Origin of the sequence: Blastomonas sp. CCH1-A6 (genome assembly GCF_001556365.1) — a bacterium.
Taxonomy (GTDB): domain Bacteria; phylum Pseudomonadota; class Alphaproteobacteria; order Sphingomonadales; family Sphingomonadaceae; genus Blastomonas; species Blastomonas ursincola.
The window spans coordinates 1-22,756 of the sequence record NZ_LSIS01000542.1; the positions used below are offsets into that span (position 1 = coordinate 1).

The following is a 22,756-nucleotide window of genomic DNA, read 5'->3' on the forward strand; positions in this document are numbered from 1 at the left end:
CCCCCGCCTGCACGGGGGTGACGGGAAGGGCGGGTTAGGCGCAAGCGGTCCATGTCAACTGTCGCAACCCTCGCCAATCCGCTCTGGCCTTGTTCAGGAATCCTGTGCTAGTCGCGCGGGCATGAGCGAGGGTGAAAGCGGCGGTTCCGCCTATAGCATGCGGCGTGACGGCGAGGGCGCGATGGTGGCCCTGCGCGATGCGTGGCAGAAGCGCTGGGTGCGCTGGGCGGCGTATCTGCTGGGTCTGGCACTGCTGGGCGTTTTCCTGATCTGGGTTATCTTCGCGCGCGATCTGCCTTCGGCGGATACCCTGGTCGATTACGAACCGGACCTTCCCACCATGGTGCGCGGCGTCGATGGCGAGATCGTCAACAGCTATGCGCGCGAGCGCCGCGTGCAGTTGCAGTACAAGGATTATCCGCTGCCGCTGATCCGCGCGTTCCTGTCTGCCGAAGACAAGAATTTCTTCTCGCACAACGGCCTTGATTATCCGGGGCTCGCCTCGGCAGTGTTCGATTATGTCACCAAGCTGGGTTCGGGACAGCGCGCGCGTGGCGGCTCCACCATCACCCAGCAGGTTGCCAAGAACCTGCTGCTGGGCGACGAATATTCGATCACCCGCAAGATCCGCGAGGCGATCCTCGCCTATCGCATCGAGGACGTGCTGACCAAGCAGGAAATCCTCGAACTTTATCTCAACGAGATCTATCTCGGCCGTAACGCTTATGGCGTGCAGGCGGCGGCGCGGGCCTATTTTGGCAAGGATGTCGCCGATCTGAAGCTGCACGAAGCGGCGTATCTCGCCATCCTGCCCAAGGCACCGTCCAATTACCGGCCCGAAGTGCACATGGAACGCGCGCTCGAACGCCGCAACTGGGCGCTGGGCGCGATGCAGTCCAACGGCTGGATCACGCGAGCGCAGATGCTCGCCGCGCAGGCCGAACCGCTTGGCACCATCCCGCGCACCGGCGACAATTTCGACAAGGTCGGCGGCTATTTCGTCGAGGAAGTGCGCCGCCAGCTCGTCGAGAAATTCGGCGAGAAGCGCGAGGACGGCCCCAACAGCGTCTATGCCGGCGGCCTGTGGGTGCGCACCTCGCTCGACCCCGCGATGCAGCGCGCGACCACCGAGGCGCTGCGCGACGCCTTGCTGCGCTATGATCGCGGCAGCGGCTGGAGCGGTCCGCTCAACAAGATCGAGATGGACGATCAATGGGCCTCGCGCCTGGCATCGACCTATATCGACATCGATTACGAGAACTGGCGCGTCGCGGTGGTGATCGACAAGTCGGCCAGCGCCGCCGAAATCGGATTTGCCAATGGCGACAAGGGCGTGCTTCCGCGCTCGACCGCCACCATGCCGCGCAAGCGCGTCGGCGGCACCGCGTTCGATTCGATGAAGCCGGGTGACATCATTGCGGTCGCGCCGATGTCGGGCGACACCTATGCGCTGCGCAACGTGCCCGAGATTTCGGGCGGCATGGTAGTGCAGAATCCCCGCTCGGGCCGGGTCTATGCGATGCAGGGCGGGTTCGATTCGCAGATCAGCCCGTTCAATCGCGCCACCCAGGCCGATCGCCAGCCGGGCTCCACGATCAAGCCCTTCGTCTACGCGACCGCGCTCGACAACGGGATGACGCCCGCGACGCAGATCGTCGACGGCACCTTCTGCGTCTATCAGTCGGCGAGTCTCGGCAACAAGTGCTTCCGCAATTTCGGCGGATCGCGCGGGGCCGGGCCGCAGACGATGCGCTGGGGTCTCGAACAGTCGCGCAACCTGATGACGGTGCGCGCCGCGAGCGATGCGGGCATGGCCAATGTGGTCAAGACGATCAAGGCTGTCGGCATCGGCGATTACAAGCCCTATCTTTCGATCGCGCTCGGCGCGGGCGATACCACCGTCATGAAGATCACCAACGCCTATTCGATGCTGGTCAACCATGGCCGCGAGCTCAAGCCGACGCTTATCGACTATGTCCAGGACCGGCGCGGCAAGGTGATCTTCCGTTCCGATCCGCGCGTCTGCGAACGCTGCAACATGGCGAAATGGGATGGCAAGCCGATGCCGCGCTTTGCGCAGCGCGGGCGGCAGATACTCGATCCGATCACCAGCTATCAGGTCGTGCACATGCTCGAAGGCGTGATCACGCGCGGAACCGCGGTGACGCTGGCAGACCTCAAGCGACCGATGTTCGGCAAGACCGGCACCACCAGCGGCCCCACCAATGTCTGGTTCGTCGGTGGCACGCCCGATGTCGTGGCCGGCGTCTATCTTGGCTTCGACCAGCCGCGCAGCATGGGCGGCTATGCCCAGGGCGGCAGGCTCGCCGCGCCGGTGTTCAAGCAGTTCGCCAAGGAAATCTTCCCCAGCCTTCCGGTCAGCGAGTTTCTCGCCCCGCCAGGCACGCGCATGGTGCGCATCGATCGCCGTTCGGGCCGCCGTGTCTATGGCGCCTGGCCGGGCAACGAGGCCAAGGCAGCAGTGATCTGGGAGGCGTTCAAGCCCGAAACCGAACCGCGCCGTTCGATCCGCCCGGAAGAAATGGCCGCAGCGGTCAAGGCGGTGCAGAAGCGCACGGGTCCTGCAGCACGGGCGCGCAGCGACAGCGAATTCCTGCAGCAACAGGGCGGCATCTACTGACGCGCCGGGGGCAACGCATCGCGCAGGGCGTTTCACTCTACCGTTCGGGTTGAAAAATCGGGCTGGGAGGCGTAACGGGCATTGGACCATGCTCAGCCAGAAAGTCCGCTACACCATCCGTGCCTTGCAGCACCTTGCCGATCATTACGGCAAGGGGCTGGTGCATCTGGACGAGATCGCCTCTGCGCAGAACATTCCGCCGAAATTCCTGACCGTGATCCTGTCGGAAATGGCGCGGGCAGGGCTGGTGCATTCGCAACGCGGCAAGGATGGCGGCTATGCGCTGGGCCTGGCGCCGGTCGATATCCGCTATGGTGATATCGTCCGCATCACCAGCGGATCGCTGGCCCTGGTGCCATGTGCCAGCCGCTATGCCTATGAAAAGTGCAAGAACTGCCTGGCCGAGGACGAGTGTAGGCTGCGCGCGCTGATGCTCAAGGTGCGCGACGAGACGGCGGTGATCCTCGATGAGATCACGCTTGCCGATCCGATCGCGCCGGTGGCTGCATTCGAAGGGGCCATGGTCGATTGAGACCACGCCCTGGCCGGTTCAGGCGGCGAACACCACCTGCCAGGCCGCGCCCTTGCGCAGTCCGGTCAGCGCCTTGACCTCTCCGCCCAGCTGCGCGGCGAGCGATTGCACGATCCGGGTACCCAGACCCTTGCTCGCCGTCACGTCGACGCCCTGCGGCACACCGCGGCCATTGTCGCTGACGGTCAGTGCCAGCCGCTGCGGATCGAGCTGTTCCAGCTTCAGCGTGATCGTGCCGCCATCGTCGGCAAAGGCGTGCTTGAGGCTGTTGGTGACGAGCTCGGTAACGAGCAGCGACAGCGTCGTCAGCCGGGCGATATCCAGTTTCACCGCCGGCATGTCGACCAGGCACACGATGTTGCGCGCGCCCGTCGCCTGCAGCAGGTCGGTGCAGATTTCCTGGAAATATTCTGCCACCGGCAAATCGACCGATGCCGGATCATACAGGCGCCGGTGGATGCGCGACATCGTCTCGATCCGGCTCTGCGCCTCGTCGAGCGCCGAGCTGGCCGAGGCCGGATCGGTCGCCACCTTGCGCTTCTGCAGCTGCAGCAGCGCCGAGACGAAGGTCATATTGTTGGCGACGCGGTGCTGCAGTTCCTGAAACATCGTGCGCTGCTGATCGTACAGCTCTTCGGTAACGCGCTTCTTCGCCTCCAGCCGATCGGCGGCGCGATGCATAAAGTGGATCAGCGCAATGTCGACCGTCACGATGAAGATGTAGAAGCCGATCGCAATCAAGCTCGCCCCGTCCATGGCGAAGCTGTTGACCGGGGGGATGAAGAAATAGAGCGCCGCAAGGCCGCACAACACGGCACACAGGATTCCTGGCCACAATCCGGCCAGAAAGGTCGTGACGATCACGGCGGGGAAAAAGGTAAGATAGGGGAATCCTGGCGGGAGCGTGCCCTGCAGGTGGAAGCGGCTGAACAGTGCCAGAGCAAATGTGCCGATCGAGAGGCCATAGCCCAATCGCCAGTCACGACGAAACAGCGTGCCTGCCTTTACGAACCGGTTCATCGTCACTCTCGTCAGCAGGAAAGCGGATGCAAACGTCCGCAAACCGCTTTGTAAAAGCCAATATTTGGCGGTGCAAGCCGATGGCACGGTCGATTTCGCCCAAAAATGGCGCAGTTTTTCGCTCTGGCGCTTGCCCGAGGCGGTTGGTCGTCCGTCCAGGGGGAGCAAGAAAATCTATCTTGCCAACTGGAATGGTAGAGAATAGCCTTTCTCTTGCGGGCCATGCTGCATGCAGCCGGTCCGCACCAGATTTCTTCGAGGAGTAAACCGATGCCTCCCGCCAAGCCCGAGAACGCGGCACTGCGCACGCCGCTGCCGATCTCGACCATTTCCGATGCCATTTCCCGACTGCGCTTCGGTGCCATCGTGCTGACCGTGCATGATGGCAAGCTGGTGCAGATGGACGTGACCGAGCGCCAGCGCTTCAGCTGAGCTTCCACGCCAAGCTATCCCTCTGACTGCCGGGACCGGGCTGACCGGACCGGCATTTTTCGAGCGTTTCTCCATGTTGCCCAACACGCTGCGTGCCGACCGGACATCCGGAAGCACTTCCACATTCGGGGGTCTTTCCAAATGTCCAAATTCGTTCCTGCGCGCGCATCGCTTGCGGCGCTGGCCTTCGCGCTCGCCATCCCTTTCCAGGCGCAGGCAGCCGAAACCGAGAACGGGGCCGCGCAGGCCGATTCTGCCATCCAGGCCGATGCTGCCGATGATCAGGGCGACAACGTGATCATCGTGACCGCCCGCCGCCGCGACGAGGATATCCAGGACGTGCCGATCGCGCTGTCCGTCATCGATGCGGCGCAGGTGGACTCGCAGGGCCTGTTCAACATCAACCGGCTCACCCAAATCCAGCCGACGTTGCAATTCTATTCGACCAACCCGCGCAACACGTTCATCAACATCCGCGGTATCGGCGCGCCGTTCGGCCTCACCAACGACGGGTTCGAACAGGGCGTCGGCATCTATATCGACCAAGTCTATTACAATCGCATCGCCTCGGCGACGCTGGATTTTGTCGATGTCGAACAGGTCGAGGTGCTGCGCGGACCACAGGGCACGCTCTATGGCAAGAACACCACTGCTGGCGCGATCAACATCCGCACCCGCGCGCCCAGCTTCACCTTCGAGGGGCGCGCCGAACTGAGCGTCGGCAATTACGATTTCAAGCAGGCCAAGGCGACGATCTCCGGCCCGATCTCGAACACCATTGCGGCGCGGATCAGCCTGTCCTCGACCGACCGGCGCGGCACGATCCTCAACGTCAAGACCGGCCAGAACGTCAACAGCCTCGACAATCTCGGCATTCGCGGCGCGCTGCTTTGGCAGCCCAGCGACAGCTTCAAGGTCACCCTATCGGGCGATTACAACATCCAGGACCCGATCTGCTGCGTGCAGATCTATGCCCGCGTCGGCACCACGCAGCGTGCGGCCAACCGGCAATATGCCGCGCTGATTGCGCGCTTCCCCGGCTATGCTGTGCCCAGCACCGATCCGTTCGATCGCGTCACGGACCTCGATGCCAATATCCGCGCGCGCAACGAACACGGCGGGGTGTCGGCGCTGGTGGAATGGGAGCTCGGCAAGTTCGCGCTGACCTCGGTCAGTGCCTATCGCTACTGGGACTGGACCCCAGCGAACGACCGCGACTTTACCGGCCTGCCGATCTTCCTCAAGGTCAACAACCCCACCCAGCAGAAGCAGTACACGCAGGAATTCCGCCTGAACTATGAGGCGGAGCGGCTGAACTTCGTCGTCGGCGCGTTTGCCTTCTACCAGGAAATCCGCACCCAGGGCATCCAGGAACAGGGCCCGGCGGCGAGCGCATGGCTGCTCAACCCGACCAGCGCGTTGTCTAACAACCCTGCGGTGCTCAACGGCGTGGTGGCGAACAACGACATCCGGCTCGACAATGTGAGCCTCGCCGCGTTCGGCAAACTGAACTGGAAGGTCACCGATGCCTTCACGGTCTCTCCGGGCATCCGCATCAATTACGACAAGAAGGACGGCCAGTATGATTCGGTCGTGACGGGCAATGCCTCGAACGGCACCCGCCAGATCGTCAGCAACGTGCCGACCAGCCCGTTCTTCAACGATCCCTGGATCGCCGCGCAGCGCGGGGTTCAGGCCTCGCAATTCTTCGAGGTCGATTTCAGCGACTGGAACCTCTCGTACGACCTCAATCTGGGCTACGAGATCAGCGATGCTGTGAACGCCTATGCGACCTATGCGCGCTCGTTCAAGACCGGCGGGGTCAACCTCAACGGCGTGCCCAGCCGCGCTGATGGGTCGGCCGCACTCGAAGTGGCCGTGATCAAGCCGGAAAAGGTCGATCATTTCGAGATCGGGCTGAAGACGAAATTCTGGGACAACAAGGCGACGCTCAACCTGGCGGCCTTCTGGACCGACATCCAGGACTTCCAGGCCAGCGTCATCAGCAATATCAGCGGCAGCAACGTGCTGCGCGGTTATCTCGCCAATGCCGACAAGGTACGCAGCCGCGGGGTCGAGGCGGATTTCCGCGTCCAGCCTTCGGATCGCTTCACCGCCTATGTCAGCGGCGCTTTCACCGACGCCAAGTTTGTGCGCTTCGTCGATGCGCCGTGCCCGCCCGAGCTCGCGGGCGGCACCACGGTGACCGGGACGCAGGTCCCCGGGCCCGCCGCGACGCCCGGCGCGCTCAGCCCCGCCAATTGCGATGTGTCGGGCCAGTGGCTGCCGGGCGTGTCCAAATGGGCCTTTTCCTGGGGTGCGGAATATAACGTTCCGGCCACGGTGTTCGGGCTCGAGGGCAATGCCTATGCAGGCTATGATGCGAACTTCCGCTCAAAATTCTCGTCAAATGCATCGCGGTCGATCTACACCGATATCGATGCTTATTCGCTGCACAATTTCCGCGCGGGCTTCCGCACTGACCGCTATGATTTCTTCGTGTGGATCCGCAATGCCTTTGACGAGGAATATTTTGAATCGCTCGCCGTTACCCCCGGCAACACCGGCCTCATTTCCGCTCAGATGCCCGATCCCCGCACCGCTGGCCTCACGGTCTCGGCGCGGTTTTGAGGGTGGTTGAAGCTTCCTCCAGCAGAAGGGACCGCACGTGCCGGACCTTGGAATACTGAACCCTGCCGATATCTGGCCCTATATCCTGGTCGGCGTTGCCGCGCAGATGGTCGATGGCGCCTTGGGCATGGCCTTTGGCGTGATCTCCAGCACGCTGCTGGTCTCGGTGCTCGGCGTGCCCCCGGCGCAAGCCTCGGCAGGCGTGCATTTTGCCGAGGTTTTCACGACCGGGGCGTCGGGCCTCAGCCATGCCTGGCACCGCAATATCGATTGGGGGCTGTTTGCCAAGCTCGTGCTTCCGGGCGTGGGCGGCGGGATATTGGGGGCCTATGTGCTCGCCAATGTCGATGCGGGGGTCGCCCGACCGCTGGTCATGGCCTATCTGACCGGCATCGGGCTCGTCCTGCTCTATCGGGCCTGGCGCTTTCCCACGCCAAAGTTCCAGGACCCGCGCATCGTCGCGCCGCTGGGGGCGGCGGGCGGCTTTCTCGACGCTGCGGGTGGCGGCGGATGGGGACCTGTGGTGACCTCCAACCTTCTCATTCAGGGCGGAGAGCCGCGCAAGACGATCGGGACGGTCAGCGCGTCCGAATTCTTCCTGACCGTGTCGATCTCGGTCACCTTCATCCTCACCATGGGGTTCGAGGCCTTTACCACGGCCACCATCGGTCTGCTCATAGGCGGCGTGGTGGCCGCGCCATTTGGTGCGATCCTCGCCAAGAATGTGCGTCCACGCCTTTTGCTGTTCATGGTGGGCACGGTGCTCACCATCACCAGCGTCTACAGCATCTGGAAGGCGCTCAGCTGATGCGTTGCGGTCAGATCTCTTCGCGGACCTGTGCATAGGCCAGGGCCGCGAAGATCACCGTACCGCCGATCACATTGCCGACCAGCGCCGGGAGGATGCCGCCGAACACGGCCTCGATCGGACTGAGCTCCCCCATCAGCATCACGATGAAAAGTTCGGTCGATCCGGCGACGACATGCGAGAAGCCTCCCAATCCGATCATGTAGGTGACGATGGTGATCATCAGCACCTCGCCCGCGCTTTCGATCCGCGGCAGCATCCACACGAGCGAAGCGATCATGAACCCGGCGGGCATGCCCCACAGCAGATGATCGAGCGGCGCGACCTCGGCATAATGGCGCGAGACGCTCAGCACGCCGGACATCTGGAGCGGCGGAATGATGCCAGCATGCACCATCAGGATGGCGGCGATCAGGCATCCGGTCATGTTGGCGGCGAATACGATGGCCCAGAGCCGCGCCGTCTGGTTCAGCCGCGAAATCGACGGATAGGCGAGCAGCGGCAGGATGGGGGTCACCGTATTCTCGGTGAACAGCTGCATCCGCCCCATGATCACGACGAGAAAGCCAACCGAATAACCCAGGTTAGTGACCGCCGGTGCCCATGCCGTATCCGGGAGCAGGGCGGTCAAGATGCCCTTGCACAGGATCGACAGACTGATGGCCAGCCCGGCCCCGACGCCCGACCACCAGAGGGCGGAAAACGGACGGGCAAGTTCATGGCGGCCCGAGCGGCTGATCGCGCGATAGATCAGCGCGGTGGTAACGTCCGCCAATTCGTCGAGCGCGGGCTCCGCCGCCTTGCGCCTGCTGTTTCGTGCCATATGCCCCCCGTGTGAACGCGCGTATCGTCGTTCAACGCGCCAGGGGGAGGGATCGTTGCCTTCGGCCTAGAAGCTGACCTTGGGCGCTGCGCCGACCGTGGCGCGCTCGTCGCTGCCCAGTTCCCAGAAACCCTGCGGCTTGAAGCCGAGTGCGCCTGCGAACAGCACGGCGGGAAAGGATTCGATGCCCGCATTATAATCGGCGCTCGCGGCATTATATGCGCGGCGGGCGGCGGCGAGCTTGTCCTCGACATCGGCCAACTCGTGCTGCAGCGTCTGGAAATTGGTATTGGCCTTGAGGTCGGGATAGGCCTCTGCCAGCGCGAACAGGTTCTTGAGTGCGCCGCCCAGCGCCATTTCCGCGCCCTGCGCCTCGGCCGGGCCATGGGCGGCCAGCGCACGGCCGCGGGCCGCGATCACCGCTTCGAGCGCGCTTTTCTCGTGCGCGGCATAGCCCTGGACGGTGCTCACCAGATTGGGGATCAGGTCGTGCCGTTGGCGCAGCCCGGCATCGATATCGGCCCAGCCCTGGCGGCAATTGGCGCGCAGCGACACCAGCCGGTTGTAGATCAGGATCACCGCCAGCAGGACGATGACGACGATGCCGAGTATGATCCATTCCATAGACAGTCCCCTGATATACGGCCTAGCATTACCATGGCGCTAGAGGCGGGGGAATGCCGGTGATCACAATAGCCGATGTCGATACGCTGCTGGCGGGCGAACTTGGCCAGTGGCTGCAGGCCCAGACGAGCGCACGCGAGGAGGCCAAGCGCAAGGCGGCAAAGCGCATGGTGGGGGGCCTTGTCCTGGGTGCACCATTCCTGCTGGGCTTCTTATGGGACGGTTTCTGGGGACAAGCCGTCGGTTTCGTCGGCCTTGCCATCATAGCCATCGGCTTCACCATGGGGGGCATCATCCGCCAGAACATGGTGAGCAGTCTGAAGCGCGAGATCAACAGCGCGCTCGCGCGCAGCCTTGGCGTCGAATACAGCCCCAAAGCCGCGTTCGGAGACGAGTTCAACCTCGCTTATGCCTATGATCTGCTCCCGGGCTATACCCGCAAGACCTGCGAGGATTGCTGGCAGGGCGAGATCGGCGGCACTCCTTTTCAGCTGTACGAGGCGCATCTCATCGAGCGGCGCGGGTCAGGAAAGAATCGGCGCGACGTCACGGTGTTCCGCGGTGTCATTCTCAAGATACGCTTCGCACGCGAATTCCATGGCGTGACGCTGGTCGAGCGCCAGCGCATGCGGCTGACCTGGTTCGGCGACAGCCAGACCAAGAACGGCATGAAGCTCGACCGGGTGAAGATGGTCGACCCCCGGTTCGAGGACACGTTCGACGTCTATGGCAGCGACCCGGTGGAGGCGCGGTATCTTGTTCACCCCGCCTATTGCGAGCGGCTGGTCGCGTTGGAGGACAAGTTCGAGGGCAAGGGCCTGAAGGCGCTGTTCCACAAGGGCGATGTCGTGGTGACCGTGAAAAGCGAAGATCTGTTCGAGAGCGCTTCGCTCAATCCCGATCGTGACCGCGAATTGCTCGGACGGACGATCGAACAGTTCCGGGCGCTGGCGGAAATGATCATCAGCCTGAATGAACGGCGCAGGGAAGGGGCTTCAACGTGAGGCATTCGTCACCCCCGTGAAGGCGGGAGTCCCGCTATTTCGAATGAGCGTAGAAAAACAGCGGGATTCCCGCTTTCGCGAGAATGACGAGGAAGTAACAGAAGTCTAAAGCCCCATGATCGCAGCGGCGATCCAGCGCTCCTCGGAGCGCAATATGCCCCATGCGCGGGCAGCGGCGCGGCTGTCCATCACCTCGACACCGATGCCGCGCTCTTCCATGGCGCGGATGAAGGCGCGGGGAGGGTGGGTCATGGTGCCGCCAGTGCCGAGCAGCATGAACTCGGGCGCCGGGTCGAGCGCCAGCACCTGGCCCATCGCGTCGATATCCAGCGCCTCGACCGCCGGTGCGTCCCAGGGCATGGCCGAAACCGGCGTCAGCACCAGCGCGCTGTCGACGCGACGCTGGCCCAGATTGTCGCCGTCGAGCTTGAAGCCGCGCGCGGTAAAGCCGGTAATCACCGGGCCGGACGCGCGCGGATCCTGAGTGAACTCAGCCATGGATCAGCCGACCAGCGAATCCGGCGATCACAGGCCTTCCTTGAGCTTCGCCTCGGCCTTGTCCGCCTCTGTCTGCTGCGGCACGAAGCTGTGCGGGCCGACACCCAGCCAGACGAGGATCGGGTTGGCCATGTAGATCGACGAATAGCAGCCGACGAACAGACCCAGCGTCATCGCGGCGGTAAAGCCGAAGATCACGCCCGGACCGATGAGCAGCAGCGCCATCAGCGCCATCAGCATGGTCAGCGAGGTCATCACCGTGCGCGACAGCGTCTCGTTGGTCGACAGGTCGAGCAGCGAGATCATGTCCATCTTGCGGTATTTGCGCAGGTTCTCGCGCACGCGGTCGAACACCACGATCGTGTCGTTGAGCGAATAGCCGATAATGGTGAGCAGCGCGGCGATGATGTTCAGGTTGAACTCGAGCTGGGTGAGCGCGAAGAAACCGAAGGTGATCGCGACGTCGTGGAACAGCGCGAACAGCGCCGCGACGCCGAACTGCCATTCGAACCGGAACCAGATGTACACCGCGATTGCGATCATCGCGAAGACCAGCGAATAGACGCCGGTGGTCAGCAGCTCTTCGGACACCTTGCCCGAGACCGAATCCACGCCGTCGATCCGCGCGCCTTGCGCCGCATATTCCTTGGTGATCATCGTGGTCACGCGCTTGGTGACGGCGTTGACCTCATCCGGATTATCGCCGTCCAGCCGCATGCGGACCGAGACCTGGTTGGGCTGGCCGAAGCGCTGGATGGTCGATTCGCCGAGGTTCAGCGCCTCGATATCCTCGCGCAACTCGGCCACCGGGGCCTCGGCCACCTTGTCGAACGTCACCTGGATCATCTGGCCGCCGACGAAATCGACGCCGAGGTTGAGGCCGCGCACCCCGACCAGCACCAGCGAGGCGATGATCGAGAAGATGCTGATGCCCATGGCGATGTGCCGCCAGCGCAGGAAGCGGAAATTGGTGTTGTCGGGGACAAGCTTGAGGAGCTTCATGGTTTCAAGCCTTCCTTAAATGTTCAGTTCGCGCGGACGTTCGCGCTTGAGCCACAGGGCGACGAACATCCGCGTCACGTACACAGCGGTCCAGACCGAGGTGACGATGCCGATCATCAGCACGACCGCAAAGCCGCGCACCGGGCCCGAGCCGAACAGGAATAGCAGCACCGCCGCGATGACATTGGTGATATTCGCGTCGAAAATCGCGCGCGAGGCTTCGGTATAGCCCACCTCGATCGCCTGGATGATCCGCCGCCCGTTCTTGCGTTCCTCGCGGATGCGTTCGTTGATCAGCACGTTGGCGTCCACCGCTGCGCCAATCGTCAGCACGAAACCGGCGATGCCGGGCAGCGTCAGCGTGGCGTTCATCAGCGCCATGATCCCCAGGATCAGCAGGATGTTTAGCACCAGCGCAATATCGGCATAGACGCCGAACCGGCCATAGGTGATGATCATGAACGCGAGCACCGCAAGCGTGCCGATGCCGCCGGCGATCAGGCCGAGCTGGATCGATTCCGTACCCAGATCGGGGCCGACCGAGCGTTCCTCCACGACCTTGAGCTCCACCGGCAGGGCGCCGGAGCGCAGCGCGATCGCGAGCTGGTTCGCGCTTTCGGTGGTGAAACTGCCCGAGATCTGCGCCGATCCGCCCAGGATGGGCTCGTTGATATTGGGTGCGGAGAGCACCTCGCCATCGAGGATGATCGCGAACGGCTTGTTGACATTCTCCTGGGTCAACCGCGCGAAACGCGCGCCGCCATCACGGTCGAAGGTGATCGACACGACAGGCTCGTTGGTCTGCGGGTCGAAGCTCGCCTGCGCATTGGTCAGCTTGTCGCCGCGAATGCCGCCCAGCCGGCGCACCGCGATCGGGGTGCCGCCCGCGGGATTGGTCGGATAGGGCACGATCTCGCTGCCCACCGGCGCGCGGCCCGCGGCAATATCCTCGGGGCTGGCAGCCTGGTCGACCAGCTTGAATTCCAGCTCGGCGGTCTGGCCGAGAAGGTCTTTCAGCGCCTGGGGATCGTCAAGGCCGGGCACCTGCACCACGATACGGTTGTCGCCCTGGCGGATGATGGTCGGCTCGCGCGTGCCCATTTCGTCGATGCGCTTGCGCACGACTTCGGTCGCGGTTTCCATCGCCTGGTCGAGCGCTTGGGTCAGACCTGCCTCGGTCGGGGTCAGCACGATGCGGCTCGTATCGCGCACCTCGATGTCCCAGTCGCGCTGGCCGGTCAGGCCCGCGCCGCTGGTCAGCGGAAGGATCAGCTCGCGCGCGGCATCGACTTGGGAAACGTCGCGTACCAGAAAGGAGAGCTTGCCGCCCTCGCGCGAGATGTCGCCGATGCCGATGCGCGGCTTGGCGCTGCGCATCGCGGCGCGAACGGTCTCTTCCATGTTCTGCAGGCGTTGCGCGGCGACATCCTTGGGGTCGCCCTCCAGCAGGATATGGCTGCCTCCCTGAAGGTCGAGCCCCAGGTTGATCTTTTCCTGCGGCAGGAACGAGGGATAATATTTGGCCGCGCCCGCAGGCAGCAGGCTGGGGATCGCCATCAGCACGCCCAGGGCGAGGATCAGGCTGATCGAGATCGTTTTCCAGCGCGGAAAATCTAGCATTCGTGTTGCTTCCTTGGCAGTGCTGGCTCGGACGCGGCGGTGAGCCTGGTCCGCTCAGCGCGGGCCGGATGTGCGCGCCATATATTCATGCGCGCAACAGGCGGCAAGGCGGCAGGTCGTTCCCGCTCGCCGCTCAGTCGTTGGCAGGCGCGCCGCCCGGCTGGATGACGTCGCTCAAGGTCGCCTTGACCGCGCGGACCTTGGCGCCACCCAGATCGATCTCGACATAGGCGTCGTCGACCTTGGTCACCTTGCCGACCAGACCGCCGCCGGTGATGACCTGGTCGCCGCGCTTGACTGCATCGATCTTGGCCTTGTGCGCCTTCATCTGGCGCTGCTGCGGGCGGATGATCAGAAAATAGAAGATCGCCAGCAACGGTACGAACATCAAAAGCTGGGTCCAGGCCGGTGCAGCGCCGGGGGCTGCGGCGGCCAGTGCGAGCAGGAGTGTCGAGTCCATGGGCTGTGATATCCGAATGTCTGAAAGGAAAAGGGGAGCGATTGGCCGATAAAAAGCCGGTCGCAGCGATGCGCGCGCCTATCATCATCGGCCGCGCAAGGCAATTGGCGATCACCTTGCGCCAACTTGTGCATCACGGGGTTGCCAAGCGCGCCGCATCGCCATATAGGCGCGCTTCGCTTTTGCCGCAGGCGCGGCCGAAGCCCAAGGTCGGGACGTAGCGCAGCCTGGTAGCGCATCACACTGGGGGTGTGGGGGTCGGAGGTTCGAATCCTCTCGTCCCGACCAATTCTTCGCCGCAACGCTGGTGCGGACGACTTACCCAAACATTTCCGTTTCGATCGTGCGCTGCATCGCGTCGCTGTAGCGCGGGCCGCTGACGGTGCGTTCGTTGATCAGTTCGTCGATGCGCGCTGCGGCTTCGGCGGGGATGGTCCAGTCTGCCCGCGCGAAGTTTTCTTCCATATGCGCGATCGATGCGGTGCCGGGGATGGCGACGATATGGTCGCCGCGCGAGAGCACCCAGGCGAGGGACAATTGCGCCGGTGTCACCTCCAGCTCGGCGGCGATCGCGTTGAACGCTTCCGCCAGTGCCCGGTTCTTCGGCCAGTTCTCGGCATTGAAGCGCGGCATTCCGCGGCGCAGGTCCTTGTCGGTCAGCGCGTCCGCGTTCTGCACGCCATTGGCCAGCACGCCGCGCGCTACCGGCGAGAAGGCGACGAACGTCGTGCCGAGCTCGGCGCATGCATCCAGCACGGCAATCTCGGGCTCGCGCGTCCAGGGCGAATATTCGGTCTGCATCGCCGCGATCGGGTGCTCCTTCGCCGCGCGGCGCAGCGTTTCGGCCGACATTTCGGACAGGCCGATGCTGCCGATCTTGCCCGCCCTGACCAGGTCGGCCATCGCGCCGACCGATTCCTCGATCGGCACGTCGCGATCGCGGCGGTGCATGTAATAAAGGTCGACATGATCGGTCTGCAGGCGGGTGAGCGACTCATCGATGCAGCGGCGGATCGTTTCGGGTCGGCAGTTGATGCCGCGCTTCTCGCCTTCGATGACGATGCCCATCTTGGTCGCCAGGAAGAATTCCCGCCGCCGCCCTTTCAGCGCCTCGCCGATCAGTGTCTCGTTGTGCCCCAGGCCATAGATATTGGCAGTGTCGAGATGGTCATAGCCCAGGTCCAGCGCGCGATGAAGCAGCGCGGTGGCGGTCTCGCGCGGAGGCAGATTGCCATAACCCCAGCTCAGCGACATGCAGCCCAGGCCGATCGCATGGACGGGGCGGTTGTTGATCGTGCGTGTGGTCACTGGTGGTTCCTGTAAAGGGAAGGAAGAGCGTTCGTGCCGACTGCGCTCGCACACCCGGCAAGCTCAGGTCAAGACGCTGATTCGGGCGTCGGGGCATCGGCGAGCGACGCTGATGCCTGTCTGTCCGAACCGGGTGCTGCTCACGCGCTTCAACGCCCCGCACGGCGTGCTGATGTCGGTTCGATTGGAAGGCCATGGGGCTCATTAAGTAACAGAAAAATAGGGGTATTCGTTCATCGTCTTGGCCCCTGGGGCCATGGCTGCAGCGCGCATGCAAAGCCGGCACTGGACATTCGTCTGCCCGGCTTTTTCGGGACAAAAGACACCTTGGCTGTCAGTATTTTATCCTCTTTTCGCCCCCTCACAAACCGGCTATATGCACGGTTCCCAAGGGTGCGGGGGAAAGGGGTCGGGCCGATGCGGCGTGTCCTTCCTGCGCCAGTGCAAGAAATAAATCTTGCCAGAGTCCCTAGGGTGTCGATACAACGCGGGCTCTTGTTTCCGCAACGAAGGGGAAAAGTACCATGAAGTCCATTCTCAAGCTGAGCCCGGTCTTCGCCGTCGCTGGCGTTCTGGCTCTCGCCGCTTGCTCGCCGGAAAAGGCTGAAGAAGCCCCCGCCGAAGAAGCCACCACCGAAGCTCCGGCTGAAGAAGCCGCTCCGGCTGCTGACGCCGGCATGGAAGCTGGCATGGAAGCCGGTGCTGAAGCTGGCGCCGAAGCCGGTGCCGCTGCTGGTGCCGAAGCTGGTGCAGAAGCTGCTGCTCCGGCCGCTGACGCTGCTGCTCCGGCCGCTCCGGCTGAAGAAAAGAAGTAAGCTTTACGCTCACTTCGCCTGAAAAGGCCAAGCCATAAAGACGCCCGGCAGCCTCGCGCTGCCGGGCGTTTTTGCGTTTTTGGCAATGGCGCGCTTCGGGCCGGGTCCGGCTGTCGTCATGTTTTCTTCACCTATGTTTACGGTCGATTAGGCTCTGTGCGCTATATCGCGTGGCGGTTGCACTCCTGCCGTTTTCCCCCCGGACGGCACCGAGCCAAGAACTAGGGTTGCTGGAGGCCGTTATGGCAGCGTTGACAGGCAGGCAGGGCCCGCATGGCGAGCAGGCAGCGGAACGTCGCTTCGCCATCCGCATCAACGTCAATATCGAGGCCGATCTGGTCGATCAGGGCCGTCGACACTGCACCGTTGCGCTGACCAACCTCTCGATCACCGGATGTCGCTTCGAAAGCGACCTCCCGCTGCGCATGCATGCACCGGTGACGCTCACCATCGATGGCGTGGCCCCGATCGAGGGCGAGATCGTATGGGCGGAAGGCAAGCTGATGGGGTGCCATTTTGCCGAGGCGCTGAGCCCGACGATCTGCAATCGGATCATCCGCACCCTGCGAGAGCGTCAGGAGCGCCGCTGAGACGACAGCAGCCGTGAAAAATGCCGGTGCAGCTCATCGGCATTGCGGTCCCACGTAAAATTGGCGACCGCGCCGCGCACCCGTTCGCGGTCGGGTGCCAGCGCCAGCAGTTCCCCGATCGCGGCCGCGAGCGCCTCAGGCGAGGGCTGCACGATCCGGCCTGCGACAGGATCGGTCAGCAGCTCGCCCGCACCGCCTGCATCACTAATGACGATCGGCGTACCGCAGGCCAGTGCCTCGACCCAGGCATTGGCGAGGCCCTCGGACCGTGACGGCAGAACCATGATGTCGGCTGCGGCGAGCCAGCGGGGCAAGTCGTCATGCGGCAGCGCGCCTGCAAAGATCACGCGCGCTTCCACACCCAGCTTCTGCGCCAGGGCGCGATAGTTGCTCTCCTGTTCGCCGGCACCCGCCAGCACCAGCGTCGCGCCGGGCAAGGCGGGCAGGGCCTCGATCACCAGATCCTGTCGCTTGCGCGCGATCAGTGCGCCAACGGTGATCAGCATCGGGCCTGATATTCCGAGCTCGGCCCGCAGCCCGTCATCGGGGCGGGGCGCAAAGCGCCGCTGATCGCAGCCGGTATAATGGACGGTGATCTTCTCCGCGGCCATGCCGAGCGCGACCATGTCGCTCTTCATTGCCGCCGAGACCGCAAGCAACCCGGCCGCGTCCAGCCCGGCATGCAGCACCTGCTCGCGCGTCTTCGGGTCGCTGCCCCAATGGTGGATATCCGCCCCGCGCGCCTTGACCGAATAAGGGATGGCCAGCCGCCGCGCGAGTTCGCGCGCTGCGGGGCCGTCGGGATAGAAGAATTCCGCATCGATCAGGTCGAACGGCTGCGCGAGGTGCAGTCGCTCGATCAGCGGCCAGATCGCGCGGACCATCAGCTTTGGCTGAAGATGGTTGCCAAGCCCGGGCAGGTGCAGGAAGTGCGGGCGATACACGTCCAACCCGCGCCAGGTTTCGCGAAAGGGCAGCTTTGCCAGGGCGCGATAGCGCGGATGGCGGGAGAGCGGCCAGGGGGGAAGGGCTTGCGGGCTGATCACGGTGATTTCGACATCGTCGCGGCCTGCGAGCGTTGCGGTCTGGCGCTCGACGAAGATGCCGAAATTGGGGCGCGCTGCATTGGGAAACAGCGTGGCAAGGGTCAGGATGCGCATCACCGCGCCAGCCTTATAGTGCGCGGATTAACGTTTCTGCCACTGCCAGCCAGGGTGGATCGCTGACCACTTGCTGGCGCGAGCCTGGGCCGGGGGGGAGGATCTGCATCCGCCCGCCTTCGCGTGCGATCAGCCGGCCAAAGACGAAGCGCCCCGCCGGGCGCGGCACCAGCACATCGCGGTTGAGCGCGCTGGCAAGCTCGGCCTGTTCGACCCGGCGCAGCCAGACCATGTCGCCGCTGCGATAATCGCCGATGCTGCCGATGACACGCACCGCGACGAGATTTTCCGCCGGCACGGGCGGCAGCGCCCGCTCGCTGCGCGTCGGTGCGCGTGCGCCGTCCGGAGAGAGCAGGGCCGCCAGCGGCAGATCGGCAGCCGCCGTGCTGCTGACCAATGCGCTCGATTCCACTTCGAGAGCCGCGGCGATGCGGTTCAGCCAGTCGAGCGACAACGTGCGCGTGCCCGTTTCGAGCCGCCCGATGGTCTGCGCCGTGGTCGGCGGGTCACAGCGCTGCGCCACCTCTTCGAGAGTCAGGTTGCGGGCGCGGCGTACATCGCGAATGCGGTTGATCATGACAGCAAGTCCTAACCTATATGGATAAATCTCTTTCCTACAATCCAGCCTCTGTGGCAAGTCCTTCATCCATCACGAACCATCAGGGGTGTTGATCATGGCGCAAGATCAGGGACCGCATGGCATGCGGGCAGAAGCTGGCAGGCTGCTTGCGGAAAAGGTGATCGAGGGCGAGACCGTCGGGCGCAGGGTCGATGGCGCGCGGCGGCCGGCGCGCTCGGTCACGGTGAACCTCGCCGAATCGCCGCTCGGCTGGCTGCTCGCGCGCGGGCTTATCGGCGAGCGGCAATTCGATGCGGGCGAGAAGCTGCGCAGCGACTGGGAGCGCGCGAACCTGTCGCCCTCGCTCACCATGCGCTGGGATGCCGCTCCGCGTTCAAGCGCACGCCGGGGCAGCGACGATCATCTCGAGCCGACCGAGCGCCAGACGGCCGCACGCCAGCGCTTCGATGCGGCGATGGCGGCGCTGGGGCGGGACCTCAACGATATTGCCTGGCGGGTGATCTGCTCGGGCGAGGCGATGCCGGTCGCGGAAAAGGCATTGGGCTGGCCGGTACGCTCGGGCCGCCTGGTGCTGAGGCTGGCGCTGGATCGGCTCGCCGATTTCTACCGGCTGCCCGGGTGAGGCGGGCGCAGTATATCTCCAGATTTCAGCCGCATGTTGCTCAGAATCGTCATTCCCGCGAACGCGGGAAGCCCGCTTCTGGCTCTACCGTGCTGACGAAGCGGGACCCCCGCCTTCGCGGGGGTGACGGCGTTTCAGCACTAAGTTCAGCTCACCGGCTTGCGCGGGGCCTTGGCCAGTGTGGTCAACACCCCGCGAAAGGTGCGGACCTCGTTGCTGTTCCATTGCGGCTTGGTCATCAGGTTGCGCAGTGTCCGGCGGCTGGTGGCAGCGCGGCTTTCGGGGAAGAAATAGTTCTTCTCCTCCAGCATGCCGCACAGCTGATCGAACATGCCGTCAAGCTCTTCCATCGGGGCGGGCGGATCGAGATCGACCTGGGGCGGCGAGGCGAGGCCCTGTCCGCCGGTCTTCGACCATTCATAGGCCACCAGGATCACCGCCTGGGCGAGGTTCAATGACCCGAATTCCGGATTGATCGGCACGGTCAGGATGTCGTGCGCGATCGCGACATCATCGGTTTCCAGTCCCGATCGCTCGGGGCCGAACAGGATCGCGCTGCGCCCTGGCGCGGCGACCATCGCGCGCGCGGCGGTCTCGGGCGTGACGACCGGCTTGGTCACGCCGCGCTTGCGCACCGTGGTTGCATAGACGTGATGGCAGTCCGCAACCGCTTGCGCGACCGTATCGAACACCTGGGCGCGTTCCAGCACCACATCTGCGCCCGAAGCTGCGGGGCCGGCGGACGGATTGGGCCAGCCATCGCGCGGCGCGACCAGGCGCATGTCGGTCAGCCCGAAATTGAGCATCGCCCGCGCCGCCTTGCCGATATTCTCGCCAAGCTGCGGACGGACCAGAATGAAGACGGGAGGAGGAACCAGCGTCTCAGGCACCGCCAACATCCTTCACCGTGCTCGCAAATTCCTCGAAATCCTTCGCCTCGCTGAAATCGCGATAGACCGATGCGAAGCGGATATAGGCGACCGAGTCGAGCATGCGCAGGCCGTCCATCACCATCCCGCCAATCTCGCGCGAATGGACCTCGTTTTCGCCCGAGGTCTCGATCTGACGCTGGATGCCCGAGACGAGCTGGTCGATCCGCTCCTGGTCGATCCCGCGCTTGCGGCAGGCGACCGCGACCGATTTCTCGATCTTGGCGCGGTTAAATGGTTCGCGGCGGTTCTCGCTCTTCACCACCATGATGTCGCGCAGCTGGATCCGCTCGAACGTGGTGAAGCGTGCGCCGCAGCTTTCGCACTGGCGGCGACGGCGGATGGCCGCCCCGTCTTCGGTGGGGCGGCTATCCTTGACCTGGCTGTTTTCGTGCGCGCAAAACGGGCATCTCATCGGTGAGCGTCAGCCTTCACGGACGCAGGCGCTTGTAGAGCATGAAGCCTGCACCCGCGAGCAGGCCGACCGGCCAGCTGACGACCGGCAGCACCGCGCCTGCAACGGCACCGATTGCGCCTGCGGTCAGCACGGGCTTGGTTGAAGGGTGCACCATGCCCTGCTTGGCCATGCCCACGATTTCCTCGCGGGCATCGGCGATCAGATCGCCCGAATTGTGTGGATCGTCAGGGTTCTGCATGGCTCAAAGCTCCGGATAGATCGGGAAGCGGTCGCACAGCGCCTCGACGCGCAGGCGGACGGCGGCCTCGACTTCGGGGTCGCCATGCTCACCCTTGGCGCGCAGACCGTCGAGCACGTCGGCGATCATGTCGCCGATCTCGCGGAATTCGGCGACGCCGAAGCCGCGCGTGGTACCGGCCGGCGAACCGACGCGGATGCCGCTGGTCTTGGTCGGCGGCAGCGGGTCGAAGGGGATGCCGTTCTTGTTGCAGGTTATGCCGGCGCGCTCGAGCGCCTCGTCGGCATCCTTGCCGGTGACGCCCAGCGGACGCAGATCGATCAACGCCAGGTGCGTGTCGGTACCGCCCGCGACCAGATCCGCGCCGCGCTCCTTGAGGCGGCTGGCCAGGGCCTTGGCATTATCGATCACCGCGCGCGAATAGCTCTTGAATTCCGGCGTCAGCGCCTCACCGAACGCTACCGCCTTCGCGGCGATCACGTGCATCAGCGGGCCGCCCTGCATGCCGGGGAACACGGCGGAGTTGAACTTCTTCGCCAGCGCCTCGTCATCGGTCAGGATCATGCCGCCGCGCGGGCCACGCAGCGTCTTGTGCGTGGTCGTGGTCGCGACGTGCGCATGCGGGAAGGGCGAGGGGTGGACGCCCGCTGCGACGAGACCTGCGAAATGCGCCATGTCGACATGCAGATAGGCGCCGACCTCATCGGCGATCTCGCGGAACTTGGCGAAATCGATATGGCGCGGATAGGCCGAACCGCCCGCGAAGATCAGCTTGGGCTTGTGTTCGAGCGCCAGGCGGCGGACCTCGTCATAATCGATCAGGTGCGTATCGGGGGTGACGCCATACTGGATCGCGTTGAACCACTTGCCCGACATCGCGGCGCGTGCGCCGTGCGTGAGGTGACCGCCCGCATCGAGCGACATGCCGAGGATCGTTTCGCCCGGCTTGATCAGCGCGAGCAGCACCGCGCCATTCGCCTGCGCGCCCGAATGCGGCTGCACATTGGCGAAACCGACGCCGAACAGCTTGCATGCGCGCTCGATCGCCAGCGCTTCGACCTCGTCCGAGGGGGCGCAGCCCTGATAATAGCGCTTGCCGGGATAGCCTTCGGCATATTTGTTGGTGAAGACCGAACCCTGCGCCTCGAGCACCGCTTTCGACACGATGTTTTCCGAAGCGATCAGCTCGATCTGCTTCTTTTCGCGGCGGACTTCCTTGGCAATCGCGGCCGCGACGGCGGGATCAGTCACGGCCAGACCTTCGCTGAAAAAGCCGGAAGAGCGGATTTCATTGATCGCGGTATTGGTCGACATGTCAGGCTCCATCGGGGAGGGTGAACGGGGTTGTATCAGGCGGGGGTCAGCTTGGCCACGCGGCGTTCGTGGCGGCCGCCCTCGAACGGGGTCGAAAGGAAGGCAGCAAGGCAATCCTTGGCGGCATCGATGCCGATCAGCCGTGCGCCCATGGCGATGACATTGGCGTTGTTGTGCTGACGCGAAAGCCGCGCCGACAGGTTGTCCGAGACGAGCGCGCAGCGGCAGGCCGGGTTGCGGTTGACCGCGATCGAAATGCCGATGCCCGATCCGCACAGCGCGACGCCGAATTCTGCCGCGCCGCTGGCGACATGCGCGGCGAGCTTGAAGCCATAATCGGGATAATCGACGCTATCGGTGCTGTCCGGGCCCAGATCGGTCACATCGTGTCCCTGCTCGCGCAACCATTGCGCAAGCTCGGCCTTGAGCGCGACGGCGGCATGGTCCGATGCCAGGGCGATGGTGACGGGCGTAGCGGTCATCGGGCGGTGCGATCCAGTAAAGCCAGGGTGCGGGCCGAATCCCGCCTCGCGCGCTATCTAGGCGAGCGAGGCCCATGATGCCACCAGTGATTGTGGGTGGGTGGCAGTTTTGTGACTCGAGACGTTGCGATCACGAGACGCCTCTCCCTCGATGGGAGAGGCAGCGAGACTTGGCGACGAAGGAGCCTAGTCGCAGCGGTGAGGG

Annotated in this window: 24 protein-coding genes and 1 tRNA gene; 10 read left to right on the top strand and 15 right to left on the bottom strand. The window is 64.2% G+C overall.

Going from position 1 to position 22,756, the window contains the following annotated elements:
* Positions 1 to 121: 121 nt before the first annotated feature.
* Both AX735_RS23380 and AX735_RS23385 read left to right on the top strand, forming a co-directional pair.
* Positions 122 to 2,641 carry a penicillin-binding protein 1A gene (locus tag AX735_RS23380; protein WP_066285054.1) on the top strand — a complete coding sequence of 840 codons (2,520 nt, stop codon included), beginning with the start codon at positions 122 to 124 and terminating at the stop codon, positions 2,639 to 2,641.
* Between the two features lie 88 nt (positions 2,642 to 2,729).
* On the top strand, positions 2,730 to 3,173 hold the full coding sequence (locus tag AX735_RS23385) for an RrF2 family transcriptional regulator (protein WP_066285059.1): 444 nt from the start codon (positions 2,730 to 2,732) through the stop codon (positions 3,171 to 3,173).
* An 18-nt stretch (positions 3,174 to 3,191) separates the two neighbouring features.
* Here AX735_RS23385 and AX735_RS23390 read toward each other — a convergent pair whose 3' ends face one another.
* Complete coding sequence (locus AX735_RS23390) at positions 3,192 to 4,193, bottom strand: sensor histidine kinase (protein ID WP_066285063.1); 1,002 nt, start codon at positions 4,191 to 4,193, stop codon at positions 3,192 to 3,194.
* A gap of 270 nt (positions 4,194 to 4,463) precedes the next feature.
* Here AX735_RS23390 and AX735_RS24760 point away from each other — a divergent pair, with 270 nt between their 5' ends.
* From AX735_RS24760 to AX735_RS23400, 3 genes are all read left to right on the top strand, one after another.
* The gene (locus tag AX735_RS24760) at positions 4,464 to 4,625 is read left to right on the top strand and encodes a YezD family protein (protein ID WP_082751288.1); all 162 of its coding nucleotides are present in this window, start codon (positions 4,464 to 4,466) and stop codon (positions 4,623 to 4,625) included.
* 141 nt (positions 4,626 to 4,766) lie between these two features.
* Positions 4,767 to 7,256 (top strand): TonB-dependent receptor, encoded by a 2,490-nt coding sequence (locus tag AX735_RS23395; protein WP_066285065.1) that lies wholly within the window; start codon positions 4,767 to 4,769, stop codon positions 7,254 to 7,256.
* Positions 7,257 to 7,293: 37 nt separating this feature from the next.
* On the top strand, positions 7,294 to 8,064 hold the full coding sequence (locus AX735_RS23400) for a sulfite exporter TauE/SafE family protein (RefSeq protein WP_060977519.1): 771 nt from the start codon (positions 7,294 to 7,296) through the stop codon (positions 8,062 to 8,064).
* 10 nt (positions 8,065 to 8,074) lie between these two features.
* On the opposite strand, the gene AX735_RS23405 is transcribed toward AX735_RS23400, so the two are convergent.
* Both AX735_RS23405 and AX735_RS23410 read right to left on the bottom strand, forming a co-directional pair.
* Positions 8,075 to 8,887 (bottom strand): formate/nitrite transporter family protein, encoded by an 813-nt coding sequence (locus AX735_RS23405; protein WP_066285071.1) that lies wholly within the window; start codon positions 8,885 to 8,887, stop codon positions 8,075 to 8,077.
* Between the two features lie 66 nt (positions 8,888 to 8,953).
* Positions 8,954 to 9,511 carry a LemA family protein gene (locus tag AX735_RS23410; protein ID WP_171007840.1) on the bottom strand — a complete coding sequence of 186 codons (558 nt, stop codon included), beginning with the start codon at positions 9,509 to 9,511 and terminating at the stop codon, positions 8,954 to 8,956.
* 53 nt (positions 9,512 to 9,564) lie between these two features.
* Here AX735_RS23410 and AX735_RS23415 point away from each other — a divergent pair, with 53 nt between their 5' ends.
* Entirely contained in the window at positions 9,565 to 10,515 is a 951-nt protein-coding gene (locus tag AX735_RS23415; RefSeq protein WP_066285076.1) for a DUF3137 domain-containing protein, read from the top strand.
* Between the two features lie 105 nt (positions 10,516 to 10,620).
* Here AX735_RS23415 and AX735_RS23420 read toward each other — a convergent pair whose 3' ends face one another.
* The 4 genes from AX735_RS23420 to yajC form a co-directional block, all read right to left on the bottom strand.
* Positions 10,621 to 11,013, bottom strand: a complete 393-nt coding sequence (locus tag AX735_RS23420; RefSeq protein WP_066285080.1) for an Mth938-like domain-containing protein — start codon at positions 11,011 to 11,013, stop codon at positions 10,621 to 10,623.
* Positions 11,014 to 11,040: 27 nt separating this feature from the next.
* The gene (gene secF, locus AX735_RS23425; protein ID WP_066285083.1) at positions 11,041 to 12,015 is read right to left on the bottom strand and encodes a protein translocase subunit SecF; all 975 of its coding nucleotides are present in this window, start codon (positions 12,013 to 12,015) and stop codon (positions 11,041 to 11,043) included.
* A gap of 15 nt (positions 12,016 to 12,030) precedes the next feature.
* Positions 12,031 to 13,635 (bottom strand): protein translocase subunit SecD, encoded by a 1,605-nt coding sequence (gene secD, locus AX735_RS23430; RefSeq protein ID WP_066285084.1) that lies wholly within the window; start codon positions 13,633 to 13,635, stop codon positions 12,031 to 12,033.
* 133 nt (positions 13,636 to 13,768) lie between these two features.
* Positions 13,769 to 14,095 carry a preprotein translocase subunit YajC gene (gene yajC / locus AX735_RS23435; RefSeq protein WP_060977526.1) on the bottom strand — a complete coding sequence of 109 codons (327 nt, stop codon included), beginning with the start codon at positions 14,093 to 14,095 and terminating at the stop codon, positions 13,769 to 13,771.
* 211 nt (positions 14,096 to 14,306) lie between these two features.
* Between yajC and AX735_RS23440 the strand changes: the two genes are divergently transcribed.
* Positions 14,307 to 14,383 (top strand) — tRNA-Pro (locus tag AX735_RS23440).
* Between the two features lie 30 nt (positions 14,384 to 14,413).
* On the opposite strand, the gene AX735_RS23445 is transcribed toward AX735_RS23440, so the two are convergent.
* A complete protein-coding gene (locus AX735_RS23445) occupies positions 14,414 to 15,403 on the bottom strand; it encodes an aldo/keto reductase (protein ID WP_082751289.1) in 990 nt (329 codons plus the stop codon).
* Positions 15,404 to 15,927: 524 nt separating this feature from the next.
* On the opposite strand from AX735_RS23445, the gene AX735_RS24765 reads away from it, so the two are divergent.
* Positions 15,928 to 16,218, top strand: coding sequence for a hypothetical protein (locus AX735_RS24765; protein ID WP_082751290.1), 291 nt, complete (start codon positions 15,928 to 15,930; stop codon positions 16,216 to 16,218).
* A 242-nt stretch (positions 16,219 to 16,460) separates the two neighbouring features.
* The gene (locus tag AX735_RS23450; protein WP_066285086.1) at positions 16,461 to 16,808 is read left to right on the top strand and encodes a PilZ domain-containing protein; all 348 of its coding nucleotides are present in this window, start codon (positions 16,461 to 16,463) and stop codon (positions 16,806 to 16,808) included.
* On the opposite strand, the gene AX735_RS23455 is transcribed toward AX735_RS23450, so the two are convergent.
* Together AX735_RS23455 and AX735_RS23460 are read right to left on the bottom strand one after the other, a co-directional pair.
* The gene (locus AX735_RS23455; RefSeq protein ID WP_066285088.1) at positions 16,793 to 17,968 is read right to left on the bottom strand and encodes a glycosyltransferase; all 1,176 of its coding nucleotides are present in this window, start codon (positions 17,966 to 17,968) and stop codon (positions 16,793 to 16,795) included. The two genes, AX735_RS23450 and AX735_RS23455, sit on opposite strands and share 16 nt — an antisense overlap.
* 13 nt (positions 17,969 to 17,981) lie before the next feature.
* A complete protein-coding gene (locus tag AX735_RS23460; RefSeq protein WP_066285090.1) occupies positions 17,982 to 18,545 on the bottom strand; it encodes a helix-turn-helix domain-containing protein in 564 nt (187 codons plus the stop codon).
* Positions 18,546 to 18,642: 97 nt separating this feature from the next.
* On the opposite strand from AX735_RS23460, the gene AX735_RS23465 reads away from it, so the two are divergent.
* The gene (locus AX735_RS23465) at positions 18,643 to 19,170 is read left to right on the top strand and encodes a DUF6456 domain-containing protein (protein WP_171007839.1); all 528 of its coding nucleotides are present in this window, start codon (positions 18,643 to 18,645) and stop codon (positions 19,168 to 19,170) included.
* Between the two features lie 146 nt (positions 19,171 to 19,316).
* On the opposite strand, the gene AX735_RS23470 is transcribed toward AX735_RS23465, so the two are convergent.
* Genes AX735_RS23470 through rpiB form a run of 5 tightly spaced genes read right to left on the bottom strand, consistent with a single transcriptional unit; the run spans position 19,317 to position 22,551 of the window.
* Complete coding sequence (locus tag AX735_RS23470; RefSeq protein WP_420542497.1) at positions 19,317 to 20,060, bottom strand: RNA methyltransferase; 744 nt, start codon at positions 20,058 to 20,060, stop codon at positions 19,317 to 19,319.
* On the bottom strand, positions 20,053 to 20,514 hold the full coding sequence (nrdR, locus tag AX735_RS23475; RefSeq protein ID WP_060977532.1) for a transcriptional regulator NrdR: 462 nt from the start codon (positions 20,512 to 20,514) through the stop codon (positions 20,053 to 20,055). Before nrdR ends, AX735_RS23470 begins: the two co-directional genes overlap by 8 nt.
* Positions 20,515 to 20,530: 16 nt before the next feature.
* Complete coding sequence (locus tag AX735_RS23480; RefSeq protein ID WP_066285098.1) at positions 20,531 to 20,755, bottom strand: hypothetical protein; 225 nt, start codon at positions 20,753 to 20,755, stop codon at positions 20,531 to 20,533.
* A gap of 3 nt (positions 20,756 to 20,758) precedes the next feature.
* Positions 20,759 to 22,069 (bottom strand): serine hydroxymethyltransferase, encoded by a 1,311-nt coding sequence (gene glyA, locus AX735_RS23485; RefSeq protein ID WP_066285099.1) that lies wholly within the window; start codon positions 22,067 to 22,069, stop codon positions 20,759 to 20,761.
* 35 nt (positions 22,070 to 22,104) lie between these two features.
* Entirely contained in the window at positions 22,105 to 22,551 is a 447-nt protein-coding gene (rpiB, locus tag AX735_RS23490) for a ribose 5-phosphate isomerase B (protein ID WP_066285101.1), read from the bottom strand.
* Positions 22,552 to 22,756: the final 205 nt, after the last annotated feature.